Here is a 14,766-nt window from a genome sequence, read left to right as displayed (position 1 = left end):
GGATATGAGTTTGAATACATTAACTGATTTTATTATTAATAAATTAGATGCTTTAAAAGCAATTGATATTCTACATCTTGATGTACGAGGCAAATCACCGATAACTGATGACATGGTGATTTGTACTGGTTCATCAAGTCGCCATGTGTCTTCTTTAGCACAAAATTTAATTACAGAATGTAAACGTGCTGGTTTTGAAACTTTTGCTGATGAAGGCTTAGATACAGCAGATTGGATTGTTGTCGATTTGGGGCAAACTATTGTCCATATTATGCAATCAGATAGTCGAGAAATCTATCAACTTGAAAAACTGTGGGGCTAGGTTGTGAAAATTCAACTGATTGCTGTTGGAACAAAAATGCCTGCTTGGGTCGCTCAAGGGTTTGAAGAATACCAGCGGCGTTTTCCCAAAGATATGCCATTTGAGCTGATTGAAATTACAGCGGGCAAACGTGGTAAAAATGCAGATATTAAGCGTATTTTGGAGCAAGAAGGTAAGGCGATGTTAGCGGCTTGTGGTAAAAGTCGGATTGTGACTCTAGATATTCCAGGTAAAGCTTGGAACACTGAGCAGTTAGCCACCCAGCTTGAAGCATGGAAAAATGATGGACGTGATGTATGCTTATTAATTGGTGGACCAGAAGGACTTTCACCAGAATGTAAAGCGGCTGCTGAACAAAGTTGGTCATTATCACCTTTAACGTTACCACATCCATTGGTTCGTATTGTCGTGGCAGAAAGTTTATATCGAGCTTGGTCTTTGACGACGAATCATCCTTATCATCGTGAATAATTCATTGACTCTGCTATGAAGTTGAAAAAATTGCTGTCACAACAACAAGATCTTATTCGAGATAATAAATCAGAACGCAATCTTTTTGCGCGTCGAGCATTAATCTCTTTTATCTTTGTATTAGTTTTATCCGCAATTTTGACTACGAATTTGTATCATTTACAGATTGTGAATTATGAAAGTTATCAAACTCGTTCAAATGGTAATCGGATTAAATTATTACCTTTGCCTCCTACTCGCGGACTGATTTACGATCGCTATGGTAAACTTTTAGCCGAAAATCTGACCTTCTTTGGCTTATATATTGTGCCTGAAAAAGTGGAAAATTTAGACCGCACTTTTGATGAGCTGAAGGCATTAGTTGGATTGACTGAAGAAGACATTGAATCATTCAAAAAAGAGCGTCGTCGTTCCTCTCGTTATACATCGATTTTATTGAAACCTCATTTAACAGAAGAGCAAATTGCGCGATTTTCAGTAAATCAGTACCGTTTTACTAGTTTAGAAATCAAACCTTATTTCAAACGGCATTATTTGTATGGTGAGCCTTTAACGCATATTTTGGGCTACGTTGCGAAAATTAACGATAAAGATGTAGAGCGTTTAAAAACAGAGGGTAAGTATACTAATTATGCAGGTACACATGATATTGGTAAACTAGGTATTGAACGTTATTATGAATCGCAATTACATGGTACGACAGGTTTTGAAGAAGTTGAAGTGAATAACCGCGGTAAAGTGATTCGTAAATTACGTGAACAACCTGCTATTGCAGGGAAAAGTATTCATTTGACGATTGATTTAGAGCTACAACGTTATATTACCGATTTATTAGGTAATCAAAAAGGTGCTGTTGTTGTGCTTGATCCTAAAGATAATAGTATTTTAGCGATGGTTTCTACGCCAAGCTATGACAATAATTTGTTTGTTGGTGGCATTTCAAGCGTGGATTATAAACGTTTATTAAATGACCCTAATCGACCTTTATATAGTCGTGTAACGCAAGGTGCTTATCCGCCAGCATCAACCGTTAAGCCTTTTATTGGTGTTGCAGCGTTACATGAAAATGTGATTACACAGAATATGACTATTTTTGATCCTGGCTATTGGATTTTACCAAATACGACAAAACGTTTTCGTGATTGGAAAAAAACTGGGCATGGTCATACGGATTTAAACAAGGCAATAGTCGAGTCTTCAGATACTTATTTTTATCAAACTGCCTATAATATGGGAATTGACCGTTTATCTGACTGGATGAAACGTTTTGGCTTTGGCATGCCTACAGGCATTGATATTCAAGAAGAAACAGCAGGTATTATGCCAGATCGTGAATGGAAGCAAAAACGACACAAAAGACCTTGGGTTCAAGGAGATACGATTTCAGTTGGCATTGGTCAAGGTTATTGGATTGCAACACCATTACAAGTTGCAAAAGCAACAAGTATTTTGATTAATAACGGCAAAGTGCATACGCCTCATTTGATGAGAAGTATTGAAGGAAGTGCGGTTGAATTTTATCGAGATCCTTTATTATATGAAGATATTACAGAGCCTAAGGCTGCTTATTGGGAGGCGGCTAAACGTGGTATGTATAATGTTGTTAATGCGGCACATGGGACAGGGCGTAAAGCCTTTGTTGGCACCAATTATCGTGTAGCAGGGAAATCGGGGACAGCACAAGTTTTTAGCTTAAAAGAAAATCAAACTTATGATGCAAGTGGATTAAAAAAAGAATTACATGACCATGCATGGTTTACTGCTTATGCACCTTATGAAGACCCTAAAATAGTAGTGGCAATTATTTTAGAGAATGCAGGGGGAGGTTCAAGTGTCGCAGCGCCTGTTGTACGACAAATTATGGACTATTATCTCAATCAACGTCTACCACAAATGAATCAGTTATCCGCTACGCCACAAACTGAATCAGAGGACACTGAATAATGCGCGAAAAAAATATTTGGCTTTCACTATGGCGTAAGTTACATATTGATCTATGGTTGTTAGTGGGACTTATTGCAATTACTGGCTATGGTTTATTAGTTTTATATAGTGCCTCTGGTGGTAATGAAGCGATGTTCCGTAATCGCTTGATTCAAGTTTGCTTAGGGTTTGCTGTAATGTTGATTATGGCACAATTTCCCCCAAAATTTTATCAACGTATTGCTCCCTTATTATTTGTTATTGGCATTGTTTTGTTAATTTTGGTTGATGCGATAGGGACTACAAGTAAAGGTGCACAGCGTTGGTTAGACTTAGGGCTATTTCGTTTCCAGCCCTCTGAAATTGTTAAGTTAGCTGTACCATTAATGGTGGCGGTCTATTTAGGCAAACGTCATCTTCCTCCCAAATTAAGCCATACATTTATTGCATTAATGTTGATTTTAGTTCCGACTTTACTTGTGGCGATTCAGCCTGACCTAGGCACCTCGATTTTAGTGAGTGCATCAGGATTATTTGTGGTTTTTTTAGCAGGCATGAGCTGGTGGCTAATCTTAGTCGCCCTTGTAGGATTGGCTGCATTTATTCCAATTATGTGGTTTTATCTTATGCATGATTATCAACGTACACGTGTATTGACATTATTTGATCCAGAGAAAGACCCTTTAGGTGCGGGTTTCCATATCTTGCAATCTAAAATTGCAATCGGATCAGGTGGTTTGAGTGGTAAAGGTTGGATGGAAGGGACACAATCTCAGCTTGAATTTCTACCTGAACCGCATACAGATTTCATTTTTGCTGTATTAAGTGAGGAATATGGCATGATTGGTTTTCTGGTGTTAATGGCAATCTATTTGTTTATCGTAGGTAGAGGATTAATCATTGGGCTAAATGCACAAAGTGCATTTGGGCGGATTCTAGTAGGAGCGATTACACTTATTTTTTTCATTTATGTTTTTGTGAATATTGGTATGGTAAGTGGTATTTTACCCGTCGTTGGTGTGCCCTTACCTTTATTTAGTTATGGAGGCACTTCATTTGTCACATTGATGGCTGGCTTTGGTTTGATTATGTCAATTCATACACATAAGGAACATTTTCTCAAGGGAACTAATTAGCATTTTGACCATCTTAGATTATGATTAAAAAATAACAGAATTAACTTATGATGAAACAACAAATTTTTCGAATATTGACCGCACTTTTTGCTGCGCTACTTGCGTTGAATGTGAATGCAGAAACAGCTAGGCAATTATTTGGTTTACAAGGACCAAACTTAACTTATCAACAACCTGAAATGAAATCTTATTCTTATTGGATAAAAGGTGTTGGCTACCGTACTCAAACAACGAATGAAGCCAAATCTTATTCAAGAGAAGGGGTCGCTAGCTTTTACCACCGAAAATTTCATGGTCGAAAAACATCAAATGGTGAAATTTACAATGAAAATTTATATACCGCAGCACATAAAACATTGCCAATAAATTCGTATGTTTTAGTGACAAATTTACGTAATAACCGTAAAGTAATCGTTCGTATAAATGATAGAGGACCTTTTGTTAAAGGCAGAATTATTGATTTATCACGTGCAGCTGCAAGAGAAATTGGGATTGTTGGTAGCGGGATAAGTAAAGTACGAGTTGAAATGTTCGCTGTCGATAGACAAGGTAAAATTAGTGGTCCAGCAACGAGTAGTTTAACTAAGTTAGCTAAAAATCAAGCTATACTAGCTCGTTTAGAGATGGATTCGATTGGCACTGCGATTAGTGAACCAATAGTAGATAAAACTACGTCGACAAAAAAATCTGTAGCGCATATAACGACATATAAAATTCGTGTCCTTAATTTTGATTCCAAGCAGCAAGCAGAATCTTTGATAGCACGTCTTGGACGTGATGACTTAAAATTAGAAATTATGCCAAATGAGGCAAAATTTGATATTTATTTTGGACCTTTTAGTGAGAAGTCACAAGTTGATGAATTAAAAACACAATTGAGAAAACTCAATTATTCCAAACCACTAATTGTATATACATTTAGTGATTAACTTAAATCAGGACACTGACAGTATGTTTAAGACAGTTGTAAAAAACACACAAGTTGCATTTATTGCAAGTTTATTTATTGCATCAAATGTTATTGCACAAGAGATTAATTATGGCATTGCCGCACCACAATTAAACGCACAGACATTTATTTTAATGGACTATAACTCTGGTGCTGTTCTTGCCTCATTAAATCCAGATCAACGTCAATATCCCGCTTCTTTAACTAAAATGATGACAAGTTATGTTGTTGGCGATGCATTAAAACAAGGCAAAATTAATAATACAGATATAGTGACTATTGGTGAAAGTGCATGGGGCAAAAATTTTCCAGGCTCTTCAAAAATGTTTTTAAATTTAAATCAGCAAGTTTCTGTTTCAGATTTAAACCGTGGTGTCATTATTGTGTCAGGTAATGATGCTTCAGTAGCGATTGCGGAACATGTTGCGGGTTCTGTTCCTGCATTCGTTAATGTAATGAATAAGTATGTTACTCAATTTGGTTTAAAAAACACTCATTTTACGACAGTGCATGGTTTAGATGATGATAACCAATATTCTTCAGCACGAGATATGGCTTTGATAGGTGCACATTTAATTCGTGATTTACCAGAAGAATACCAAATTTATGCTGAGAAAGACTTTACTTTCAATAAAATTAAACAAAGTAATCGTAATGGTTTACTTTGGGATAAAACTTTACAAGTTGATGGTATTAAAACAGGTCATACCGATAAAGCAGGTTATAACTTAGTTACTTCAGCAGTGAATGGTAATAACATGCGTTTAATTTCTGTAGTAATGGGCGTTCCGACGATTAAAGGTCGTGAGGTTGAAACTAAAAAGCTTTTACAGTGGGGATTTGCTAATTTTGAAACCTTTAAAACACTTGAAGCAGGTAAAGCTGTTTCTGAACAGACTGTGTACTATGGTGGTGAGAGTAATGTAGTATTAGGAATGTTACAGGATGCTTTTATTACAATTCCAAAAGGTAGACAAACAGATTTAAAAGCACGTTATGAGTTACATTCAAAATATTTAAAAGCGCCTTTAGCTAAAGGACAAGTTGTGGGCCAAGTCATATATCAGCTTGATGGTAAAGATGTCGCAAAAGTTGATTTGCAGGTTATGCAAGATGTGCAAGAGGGTGGCATATTTGGTAATGCTTGGGATTGGTTAGTTTTAACAGTAAAAAGCCTGTTTGATTAATATGATATTGTCCCGATTTTATAAATAAATTGAATATTTTTCTAACCGCACTTTCGCTGGGACGCTTAAAAGTGCGGTCACTTTCTGGTTAGTTTTAGGATATTGAAATGACAGACAAAACAATACAGTTAAATGATCTTCCGCAAGCAAAACTTAAAGATCTTTTAGAATTTCCATGCGCATTCACATTTAAAGTCGTTGGAAATAATCGTAGTGATTTAGTTGATGACGTAGTCGCAATGGTGCAAAAATACGCGAAGGGAGATTATAATCCCCGTCAGCAAATCAGTAGTAAGGGGACTTATAATTCAGTCTCTATTGATATAGTGGCAGAGAATATTGAGCAAGTAGAAACATTGTACGAAGAGCTTGCTAAGATTGATGGCGTCAGAATGGTCTTATAATCACGCATGATAAAACAAACAGAACTTGTCGTTCGTCAACTAGGGGTACAGGATTACCAAGATGTTTGGTATAAGATGCAAAAGTTTACTGATGAGCGCGATATAGATACACCAGATGAAATATGGTTAGTTGAACATCCGTCAGTTTTTACGCAAGGGCAGGCGGGGAAAGCAGAGCATCTTCTCCAGCAAACGACTATCCCTGTTATACAATCGGATCGAGGTGGGCAAATTACTTATCATGGTTTGGGCCAGCAAGTCATGTATGTATTAATTGATATTAAGCGCCAAAAAGCATTAGGTCATGATTTGAATGTGCGTCAATTAGTGACTACACTTGAGCAGACTGTAGTTCAAACCTTAGCAGATTATGGGATTAGGGCTTATGCGAAAGCCGATGCACCAGGTGTTTATATTGATGAAAAGAAAATCTGCTCGCTTGGTTTACGCATTCGTAAAGGTTGTTCCTTTCATGGGTTAGCGCTGAATATCAATATGGATTTATCACCTTTTCATTTCATTAATCCTTGTGGTTATGTAGGACTGGAAATGTGCCAACTAGCCGATTTTATTCAACCAGCTGAAGCAACTTGTGAACAAGTTGCACCAAAATTAGTTACACACTTTGCCCAATTATTAGGATATAATGCAACAAAATTTTAACATCTCAACAAAATTTGAAATTTTGCGAAAAACTGACCGCACTTTTTCAGATTGCGTGATTAGAGTAAGGAAGTCAAATGGGCACACCTTTTAAAATGGAACGTGGCGTAAAATACCGTGATGCAGCTAAAACGTCCATTATCCCAGTAAAGAATATCGATCCTAATCAAGAACTATTAAAAAAGCCTGAATGGATGAAAATTAAATTGCCAGCAAATTCGGAAAAAATTAATAGTATTAAAAATGGTATGCGTCGCCATGGATTACACTCTGTCTGTGAAGAAGCGTCTTGTCCAAATCTGCATGAGTGTTTTAATCATGGTACAGCAACTTTTATGATTTTAGGCGCGATTTGTACTCGCCGTTGCCCATTTTGTGATGTAGCACATGGCAAACCGTTACCACCAGATCCTGAAGAACCACGTAAATTAGCGGAAACTATACAAGATATGAAGTTACGTTATGTTGTGATTACCTCTGTGGATCGTGATGATTTGCCTGATCGTGGGGCTGGTCACTTTGCTGAATGTGTGAAAGAAATTCGTCAACTAAATCCAGATATTAAAATCGAAATTTTAGTGCCTGATTTTCGAGGTAGAATTGAACAAGCATTAGATAAATTGAAAGATAATCCGCCAGATGTCTTCAACCATAATTTAGAGAATGTGCCACGTTTATACCGAGAAATTAGACCTGGTGCAGATTATGAATGGTCATTAAAGCTATTACATGACTTTAAAGCGATGTTTCCACATATTCCAACAAAATCAGGGTTAATGGTTGGCTTGGGAGAAACAAATGAAGAAATTGTAGAAGTGATGCAAGATCTACGTAAAAATGGAGTGACGATGTTAACTTTGGGACAATACTTACAACCTAGCCGTCACCATCTACCTGTTGCACGTTATGTTCCACCAGCAGAGTTTGATGAATTTCGGGATAAAGCACAAGCGATGGGCTTTGAACATGCTGCTTGTGGTCCATTTGTACGCTCATCTTACCATGCTGATCTACAGGCTAAAGGCGAAATAGTGAAGTGATTTAGTGACAATAAAAATGGAAAGTAAAGAATACTTTCCATTTTTTATTGGTAGTGATTTGCAAAAATTATTGGATTGGATAAGCACGATTTAAATCATATTTAAATAGTACTAATGCCATGCCGATTAATAAAATATCTTTGAAAATAAAGCCATTAAAACCAAGTTGCGGTAATAAACTGACTGTGACAATAGCAGTAGCAAAAACTAAGAAACTACCTAGTAAGCCAATTTTAGGTCGACTAAAGCCTACTGCTAAACTCACATAAGCAATTGTTTCGACTACGCCTAATACATAGCTTGTGTTATGAAACCCTAATAGGTCATATAAGAAAGTTAACCAGCTATTTGCAATAATAGGTTTTAGCCCTTCAACTTCGAACTCAAACCATTTTGTGTTACCAAAGACAAAAAATAGAATAATTACGCTTAGACGCAGTACCACGATATCAATCTCTGATTGTTGGAATTTCTGGCGCCATATCTGCATTTCTCCTCCTTTAATAATCTATGAAGTCAAATTGTAATGATTAGACGAAGAAATATAATTCGTCTTACATAATATTTTCTTGAGAATATTAGTGGTAACTTAACTAGTTAAATTTGCAGGGTTTTTTAGTTTAAGTGAATAAAATAAACAGTGTGTCGTAGAATAAAATTAAGTGAATTTTTAATAGCTAAAATGGAAATACGGTAAGGGGTGACTTACCGTATTCTGTTTATTATTGATGAACTATGAAGACTAATACAATAAATTTACTACACCAGTTGTGAGTGCTGGAATATAAGTTACCATCATAAGAGAAGTGAGTAGTACAATAATAAACCAAACGTTATCTTTAGTTACACTCCAAATATCTTTTTTCGCGATAGATGAGGCAGTAATTAATACACTAGCAACAGGCGGTGTCTGCTGACCCACTGCAATATTGAGCGTTAAAATAATACCAAAATGAATTGGATCTATGCCTAATTGTGTAATAAGTGGCATAACAATTGGGACAACTAGTATGATTGCAGCTGCACCATGTAAAAACATACCAATAATAAATAACATGACATTTAACATCATTAAAACGATATATTTATTATCCGATATATTTAAAATAGCGGATGCCATTTGTTGCGGTACTTTTTGTTCAGTGAGAAATAGACCTAATACAGCTGAAGTCGCAACAAGTAACATTACAACAGAAGTACCATTTACGCTTTCTACTAATGCTTTGTAGACAGACTGAATTGTTAGCTCTTTGTAAATGAAAAATCCAATAATGAGGGCTAACAATACAGCTAAACCAGCAGCTTCTGTAGCTGTTGTAAAACCAGAGATAATTCCACCTAAGATAAGTACAGGGAGAGTTAATGCCCAAAATGCATTTTTAAATGCAATACATAATTTCTGTAAACTAAAGTTTTCTTCTCTTGGCAAATTATATTTCACTGCATAATAGTAACAGACTGCAAACATACCTAAAGAAGCAATTCCCCCAGATGCTAAACCAGCAATAAAGAGTTTAGAAATTGATACATCAGCCATAGCACCATAAATAATCATAGGTAAAGATGGCGGAATGATCACCGCTAGGGATGCAGAAGAAGAGGTAACAGCAGCAGAAAATGTTGACTTATAACCTCTTTTTTTCATTGCTGGTATCAGTATAGAACCAAGAGCAGCGACATCTGCAACAGAAGAGCCTGAGATTTCAGCAAAAATCATGGATACACCTACATTAACCATTGCTAGCCCACCTCTAACGAAGCCTATCAGTGCGTTAACAAAATTGATTAATCTGACTGAAATCCCACCTGTATTCATTAATGCACCTGCAAGAATAAATAATGGAATAGCAAGTAATGAGAAGTTTGAGGCCCCATCAAAAATAGATAATGCTACATTATAGATAGAATCAAAGCTATTAGTGATTAACATACCGATTAATGAGACGATACCGATAGCGACTGCAATTGGTACGTTGATCATAACAAGTAGAACAAGACCGATCAGAACTAAGAATGCAATCATTGTAGTTTCTCCCTTGCCATTTTAATATCTTCATTATTATCAACTTCTTTGAGTGCTTGTTCTATTTCTTCATCATCTTGAGTTTTTCCCTTGATGAGAGAACTAAGCGCTTTGGGAATAGATAAAATTTCTGCAATTATAAAGAGGATACAACCTATAGGTAACGCTGATTGAGCAACAGATAATGGAATAAAATCAAGGCTGGTTAAGGTTTCATCACCAAAAATAGAAAGAACATAAAAACCAGCCCAAGCTAATAAAATAAAGAATCCAATAATGAATATTTCTGTAATATAGAAAATAATTTTTTTCGTATTTATTGGTAATGAAGCAATGAAATTGCCAAATCCCATATGGCTTCGATTTAAAGCACTTAAGGCTGCTCCATAAAATGTCAACCAAGCAAGCAATATAGCGGAAATTTCATCATACCAATATAACGATTTCCCTAGGAATCGAGTAAAGATAGAGATGATGATAATTATTGTTAATGAACTTAAAATAAGTACGGAAATAATCGTTAGGATTCTTTTTGTCAAATTAAATAATGTCTCCATAAGAATATACTCCTAATGGCAATTTTATTTGATGGCATCCTTAATCTTATCTAATAATTCTTTTCCATTTGGCACTTCAGAAATGAATTCATCATAGATAGGTTGGCTTGCATCAATGAATGCTTGAATATTGGCACTATTAATCTTCATACCGCTGTCAGCCAATTTCTTTTCTAATTCTTTTTCACGTTTTTCAGCTTCAGCATATCCCCATGTTTGGGCCTCTTTTGCACCAGCTTCGATAATTTTCTGAACGTTTTCTGGTAACTTTTTGTATGAGTTTTTGCCTACAGTAAGATAAGCGGGTGAATAGACATGATTAGTGATACTCAAATACTGTTGTACCTCTTGTAATTTTGCTGCATAAATATTAGTCAGTGGGTTTTCTTGACCGTCAATAACACCTGTTCTTAAGCCAATAAATACATCACCAAATGGGATTGGGGTTGGATTGGCTCCCCATGTTTTAAACATTTTTAATCGCCAAGAACTACTTGGTGTACGAATTTTTAACCCTTTTAAATCTTCTGGATGGTTAATTGGATGATGATTATTAGTGATACTTCTAAAACCATTCTCCCATAGACCAATGATTTTATATCCTTTTTTTTCAACTTCAGGCGCGACTAGAGGATAAAAAACATGTTCCTCGATTTTACTCAGCTGTTGACGATTTGTGATCAAAAAAGGTAACTCAAAAATAGCCATTTGAGGAATATTAGTTGCTAGTGTTGATGAAAGAAGAGCGATATCAATTGTGCCTAATTTAAGTTTCTGTTGTGTATCTTTATCATTTCCGAGTTGACCAGAGCCAAAAAAATTTAATTGATAATCTAGTTTTGCTTCTGAAAGCTTTTGATTTGTGACATCAACAAAATATTTTGTTGTGTCATACTGAAGAGAGCCTAGACTTGCTGTTGTTGATACAACAAGGTCTTTAGCTAAAGAACTATTTGTGAGTAATATGGCTAAAGATGCAGTGATTGCTGCTTTTTTTAATAATGATGTTCTCATAATTACAGTCTCCATTAGTCGTTTTGTGTTTATCGAAGGATAAAACCAAATGAATCCTCGTTGTAAAAAAGCGCTTTAAATATATTGAATGTACTTCAATATAACCAAGGTTATTCATTTGTTCAATCTGTGTAATTTTGATTATGTGATCTTATTCACGTTTTTGGCTCATTAATTTTTAATTAGCAATAGATATAGAATTTTTTAAAAATTTTTTCTATTTAAATTCAAATATGTGATAAATATCACATCAAAAATAGAAAAATTTTGTTTTAATACATTTAACAAAAGTTAAGTTAATGTTCTTTTGAGCGTTTTATATATATTTAGGAGAATTAAGCATGACAAAATCTACAGTAGCATTGACTCTAGGTGATCCAGCAGGTATTGGACCAGAATTAGTCGCTAAACTATTAGCTAAAGAAAATGTTAGAGAAAAAGCTAATATAGTCTTGGTTGCAGATAAAGATGAATTAGAGAAAGGAATGGAAATTGCTCAAGAACGATTTATTTATGAAGAAGTGACATTTAATAATTTAGGTCAATATGAGTTTAAAGCGGGTGTTCCAGTTTTAATCTCTCATAAATCTTCTCATCCCTTACCTTTTGAGTATGGAAAAGCAACTGAACAAAGTGGTGTCTATATTTTAGAAACACTTAAGATTGCGTTGAATTTAGCCAAAATGGGATATGTACAAGCGATTTGTTTTGCACCTCTGAATAAACAAGCTATGCATAAAGGGGGCTTACGTTATCGTGATGAATTACACTGGTTTGCGGAGCAAACAGATTTTAATGATTTTGTTTGTGAATTAAATGTTGTCGATGATATTTGGGCTGCTCGAGTGACCTCCCATATCCCATTCAAAGATATTGTACCTAATTTATCTGTTAAAGCCGTATTTGATTGTATTCACTTGTTATATCGTTCTTTGGTTCAAGCGGGAGTCGAAAATCCAAAAATTGCTGTTCAAGCATTAAATCCACATGGTGGCGAAGGTGGTGTTTTTGGTGATGAAGAAATGACTATTATTCAGCCAGGTATGGAAAAAGCACGCCAAGCTGGTATTGATGTTTATGGTCCATTCCCAAGTGATACTACGATGCGTGAAGTAGAACGCTTAAAGATTAATGGTGTAGTATCGATGTATCATGATCAATTTTCTACTGCACTTAAAATTTTAGGTTTTGAGCGTGGTGTGACAGTTCAAGGTGGTATTCCAATTCCTATCACGACAGCTAATCATGGTACTGCATTTGATCTACATGGCAAAAATATTGCAATCCCAACTGCATTCGAGGCTGCGTTTAATATTGCAGTTCGAATGGGAACAGGTGTTTTAAATAAAAAGTAATCCTTGTTGAGGGCATAGAAATGGCAAGAAAACCTAAAAAATTACTAAATCATCCAAATGATGTTCCTGCAGAGCAATTGGAAGGGCTCTTATATGCTTGTGGTGGAAAATTATCTAAAGTAGATGGGTATAGCGGTGTAGTGCGTAAGGATATTGCTGAACAACAAGTTGTTGTTGTTACTGGCGGCGGAAGTGGTCATGAACCTATGTTTGCTGGTTTTGTTGGAAAAGGATTAGCTGATGCTGCTGCACTAGGCGAAATTTTTGCCTCACCGTCTCCTGATATTATTATCGAAACCACTAAAGCAGCCCAAAAAGGTCAAGGTGTACTTTTTGTTTATGGTAATTATGCTGGTGATAATATGAATTTTGATATTGCCGCAGAATTATTAGAAGAAGAGGGAATTGCAGTTAAAACAGTACGAGTAACAGATGATATTTCTGCTGCACCTATTGAGAGAATGTCTGAACGTCGAGGTGTTGCAGGAGATATGTATGTATTAAAAATTGCAGGTGCCGCAGTACAAGCAGGCTATGATCTTGATGCACTCCATAAAGTCACTAATAAAGCAAATTTTAATACCCGTACGATGGGGGTTGCCTTAGCGGCTTGCTCTATCCCTCAGACAGGTAAATTCAACTTTGAGCTTGCAGATGATGAGTTAGAACTAGGAATGGGTATCCATGGTGAAACTGGCGTGAGAAGACAAAAGTTAACAAGTGCGGATGAAATTAACCAAGAAATTGTTGAACGCATTTGTGCTGATATTGGACTTCAAGCTGGAGACAGAGTTTGTGTGACGATAAATAATCTAGGTGCAGCAACTTATACTGAGTTACTTATCTCAAATCGAAAAGTACATCAGGAACTAGAAAAACGTGGTATCCAAGTCTATGACACTTTAATTGGTTCGTTTTGTACTTCTCAAGAAATGTCAGGATATTCTGTAACACTTTTCCGCTTAGATGATGAACTACAAAAGTTATATGACTTACCTTGTGATGGCTTTGCTTGGAGAAAATAAGATGAATGTAATTGAAACAAAAGCATTATTGTTATATACCGCTGAAAAAATGATGGCGAGTGAGCCTACTTTGACTGAACTTGACCTCAAAATTGGTGATGGTGATCATGGTTTAGGTATGTTACGTGGATTTACTGCAGTAAGAGATCTTTTACAATCAGAGAGTTTTGAGCCAAAAGATATTGGTGATTTATTTTTAACAGCAGGAACAAAGATGATGTCGAGTATGGGCGGTGCGTCTGGTGCGATTTTCGGTACATTGTTTCGTGCTGGAGGTAAGGCGATTGCAGGTGAAAATGAATTTAATGCATCTGTTTTAGCAAGATTTCTTGCAGCAGGTTCAAGTGCAGTATTTACTCGAGGTGGTGCTAAACCTGGAGATAAAACGATGGTTGATGCACTTGTTGCAGCAGAGAAACAAGCTGAAAAAGTAAGTAATGAGGAGTTAAACAAAGCGCTATTAAGTGTCGCAAAAGCAGCAGAAGATGGTGCAGAAAGTACACGTAATCAAGTTGCCGTTTTTGGACGAGCAAAAAGTTTAGGTGAGCGATCATTAGGCTATGTCGATCCTGGCGCGGTGTCTATGTCATTAATTATTAAATATATGGCTGAGTTTGTGAATCAATAAGTTTTAAAATCCAGCTAATTAAAGAGTGGTAAATGACTGGAGTAATGTTTAAAAAATAAAAGCTTACTT

Annotated in this window: 16 protein-coding genes; 12 read left to right on the top strand and 4 right to left on the bottom strand. The window is 35.9% G+C overall.

The window, feature by feature from the left end; translation table 11 throughout:
• The first annotated feature begins 10 nt into the window (after positions 1 to 10).
• The 9 genes from rsfS to lipA all read left to right on the top strand — a co-directional run bounded on the left by rsfS (position 11) and on the right by lipA (position 8,095).
• Positions 11 to 322: a ribosome silencing factor gene (gene rsfS, locus DYE19_RS07210; RefSeq protein WP_115323120.1), complete on the top strand. Its 312-nt coding sequence runs from the start codon at positions 11 to 13 to the stop codon at positions 320 to 322.
• A gap of 3 nt (positions 323 to 325) precedes the next feature.
• Positions 326 to 793, top strand: a complete 468-nt coding sequence (gene rlmH, locus DYE19_RS07205; protein WP_049215407.1) for a 23S rRNA (pseudouridine(1915)-N(3))-methyltransferase RlmH — start codon at positions 326 to 328, stop codon at positions 791 to 793.
• A gap of 15 nt (positions 794 to 808) precedes the next feature.
• Entirely contained in the window at positions 809 to 2,737 is a 1,929-nt protein-coding gene (gene mrdA / locus DYE19_RS07200) for a penicillin-binding protein 2 (protein ID WP_115323119.1), read from the top strand.
• The gene (rodA, locus tag DYE19_RS07195; protein WP_115323118.1) at positions 2,737 to 3,852 is read left to right on the top strand and encodes a rod shape-determining protein RodA; all 1,116 of its coding nucleotides are present in this window, start codon (positions 2,737 to 2,739) and stop codon (positions 3,850 to 3,852) included. The genes mrdA and rodA overlap by 1 nt, the downstream gene beginning before the upstream one ends.
• 50 nt (positions 3,853 to 3,902) lie before the next feature.
• Entirely contained in the window at positions 3,903 to 4,781 is an 879-nt protein-coding gene (locus DYE19_RS07190; RefSeq protein WP_174694536.1) for a septal ring lytic transglycosylase RlpA family protein, read from the top strand.
• Positions 4,782 to 4,803: 22 nt separating this feature from the next.
• A complete protein-coding gene (locus DYE19_RS07185; RefSeq protein ID WP_115323116.1) occupies positions 4,804 to 5,988 on the top strand; it encodes a serine hydrolase in 1,185 nt (394 codons plus the stop codon).
• A 107-nt stretch (positions 5,989 to 6,095) separates the two neighbouring features.
• Positions 6,096 to 6,392 carry a DUF493 family protein YbeD gene (ybeD, locus tag DYE19_RS07180; protein ID WP_049215397.1) on the top strand — a complete coding sequence of 99 codons (297 nt, stop codon included), beginning with the start codon at positions 6,096 to 6,098 and terminating at the stop codon, positions 6,390 to 6,392.
• Between the two features lie 6 nt (positions 6,393 to 6,398).
• Positions 6,399 to 7,055, top strand: coding sequence for a lipoyl(octanoyl) transferase LipB (lipB, locus tag DYE19_RS07175; RefSeq protein WP_115323115.1), 657 nt, complete (start codon positions 6,399 to 6,401; stop codon positions 7,053 to 7,055).
• A gap of 77 nt (positions 7,056 to 7,132) precedes the next feature.
• Complete coding sequence (gene lipA / locus DYE19_RS07170; RefSeq protein ID WP_049215394.1) at positions 7,133 to 8,095, top strand: lipoyl synthase; 963 nt, start codon at positions 7,133 to 7,135, stop codon at positions 8,093 to 8,095.
• 67 nt (positions 8,096 to 8,162) lie between these two features.
• Here the strand turns inward: lipA and DYE19_RS07165 are convergent, their stop codons facing one another.
• The 4 genes from DYE19_RS07165 to DYE19_RS07150 all read right to left on the bottom strand — a co-directional run bounded on the left by DYE19_RS07165 (position 8,163) and on the right by DYE19_RS07150 (position 11,689).
• Positions 8,163 to 8,585, bottom strand: coding sequence for a DUF417 family protein (locus DYE19_RS07165; RefSeq protein ID WP_115323114.1), 423 nt, complete (start codon positions 8,583 to 8,585; stop codon positions 8,163 to 8,165).
• Between the two features lie 252 nt (positions 8,586 to 8,837).
• Positions 8,838 to 10,118: a TRAP transporter large permease gene (locus tag DYE19_RS07160; RefSeq protein ID WP_049215390.1), complete on the bottom strand. Its 1,281-nt coding sequence runs from the start codon at positions 10,116 to 10,118 to the stop codon at positions 8,838 to 8,840.
• Complete coding sequence (locus tag DYE19_RS07155) at positions 10,115 to 10,675, bottom strand: TRAP transporter small permease (protein WP_115323113.1); 561 nt, start codon at positions 10,673 to 10,675, stop codon at positions 10,115 to 10,117. Before DYE19_RS07155 ends, DYE19_RS07160 begins: the two co-directional genes overlap by 4 nt.
• A gap of 24 nt (positions 10,676 to 10,699) precedes the next feature.
• The gene (locus DYE19_RS07150; protein WP_115323112.1) at positions 10,700 to 11,689 is read right to left on the bottom strand and encodes a TRAP transporter substrate-binding protein; all 990 of its coding nucleotides are present in this window, start codon (positions 11,687 to 11,689) and stop codon (positions 10,700 to 10,702) included.
• A gap of 341 nt (positions 11,690 to 12,030) precedes the next feature.
• Between DYE19_RS07150 and DYE19_RS07145 the strand changes: the two genes are divergently transcribed.
• Genes DYE19_RS07145 through dhaL form a run of 3 tightly spaced genes read left to right on the top strand, consistent with a single transcriptional unit; the run spans position 12,031 to position 14,697 of the window.
• Positions 12,031 to 13,044: a 4-hydroxythreonine-4-phosphate dehydrogenase PdxA gene (locus DYE19_RS07145; protein ID WP_049215384.1), complete on the top strand. Its 1,014-nt coding sequence runs from the start codon at positions 12,031 to 12,033 to the stop codon at positions 13,042 to 13,044.
• Positions 13,045 to 13,064: 20 nt separating this feature from the next.
• Positions 13,065 to 14,069 carry a dihydroxyacetone kinase subunit DhaK gene (locus DYE19_RS07140; protein ID WP_049215382.1) on the top strand — a complete coding sequence of 335 codons (1,005 nt, stop codon included), beginning with the start codon at positions 13,065 to 13,067 and terminating at the stop codon, positions 14,067 to 14,069.
• A 1-nt stretch (position 14,070) separates the two neighbouring features.
• Positions 14,071 to 14,697, top strand: coding sequence for a dihydroxyacetone kinase subunit DhaL (dhaL, locus tag DYE19_RS07135; RefSeq protein ID WP_115323111.1), 627 nt, complete (start codon positions 14,071 to 14,073; stop codon positions 14,695 to 14,697).
• Positions 14,698 to 14,766 lie beyond the last annotated feature (69 nt).

It is taken from the genome of Pasteurella canis (assembly GCF_900454865.1).
GTDB classification, from domain to species: domain Bacteria; phylum Pseudomonadota; class Gammaproteobacteria; order Enterobacterales; family Pasteurellaceae; genus Pasteurella; species Pasteurella canis.
The sequence above is the reverse complement of the archived record's forward strand: the minus strand, read 5'-3'. Positions and strand labels throughout refer to the sequence as shown.

Excerpts from the sequence above, each read along its gene's own strand:
- mrdA (WP_115323119.1), top strand. The coding sequence starts at position 809 with ATGAAGTTGAAAAAATTGCTGTCACAACAACAAGATCTTATTCGAGAT.
- rodA (WP_115323118.1), top strand. The coding sequence starts at position 2,737 with ATGCGCGAAAAAAATATTTGGCTTTCACTATGGCGTAAGTTACATATT.
- DYE19_RS07190 (WP_174694536.1), top strand. The coding sequence starts at position 3,903 with ATGAAACAACAAATTTTTCGAATATTGACCGCACTTTTTGCTGCGCTA.
- DYE19_RS07185 (WP_115323116.1), top strand. The coding sequence starts at position 4,804 with ATGTTTAAGACAGTTGTAAAAAACACACAAGTTGCATTTATTGCAAGT.
- ybeD (WP_049215397.1), top strand. The coding sequence starts at position 6,096 with ATGACAGACAAAACAATACAGTTAAATGATCTTCCGCAAGCAAAACTT.
- lipB (WP_115323115.1), top strand. The coding sequence starts at position 6,399 with ATGATAAAACAAACAGAACTTGTCGTTCGTCAACTAGGGGTACAGGAT.
- lipA (WP_049215394.1), top strand. The coding sequence starts at position 7,133 with ATGGGCACACCTTTTAAAATGGAACGTGGCGTAAAATACCGTGATGCA.
- DYE19_RS07165 (WP_115323114.1), bottom strand. The coding sequence starts at position 8,585 with ATGCAGATATGGCGCCAGAAATTCCAACAATCAGAGATTGATATCGTG.
- DYE19_RS07160 (WP_049215390.1), bottom strand. The coding sequence starts at position 10,118 with ATGATTGCATTCTTAGTTCTGATCGGTCTTGTTCTACTTGTTATGATC.
- DYE19_RS07155 (WP_115323113.1), bottom strand. The coding sequence starts at position 10,675 with ATGGAGACATTATTTAATTTGACAAAAAGAATCCTAACGATTATTTCC.
- DYE19_RS07150 (WP_115323112.1), bottom strand. The coding sequence starts at position 11,689 with ATGAGAACATCATTATTAAAAAAAGCAGCAATCACTGCATCTTTAGCC.
- DYE19_RS07145 (WP_049215384.1), top strand. The coding sequence starts at position 12,031 with ATGACAAAATCTACAGTAGCATTGACTCTAGGTGATCCAGCAGGTATT.
- DYE19_RS07140 (WP_049215382.1), top strand. The coding sequence starts at position 13,065 with ATGGCAAGAAAACCTAAAAAATTACTAAATCATCCAAATGATGTTCCT.
- dhaL (WP_115323111.1), top strand. The coding sequence starts at position 14,071 with ATGAATGTAATTGAAACAAAAGCATTATTGTTATATACCGCTGAAAAA.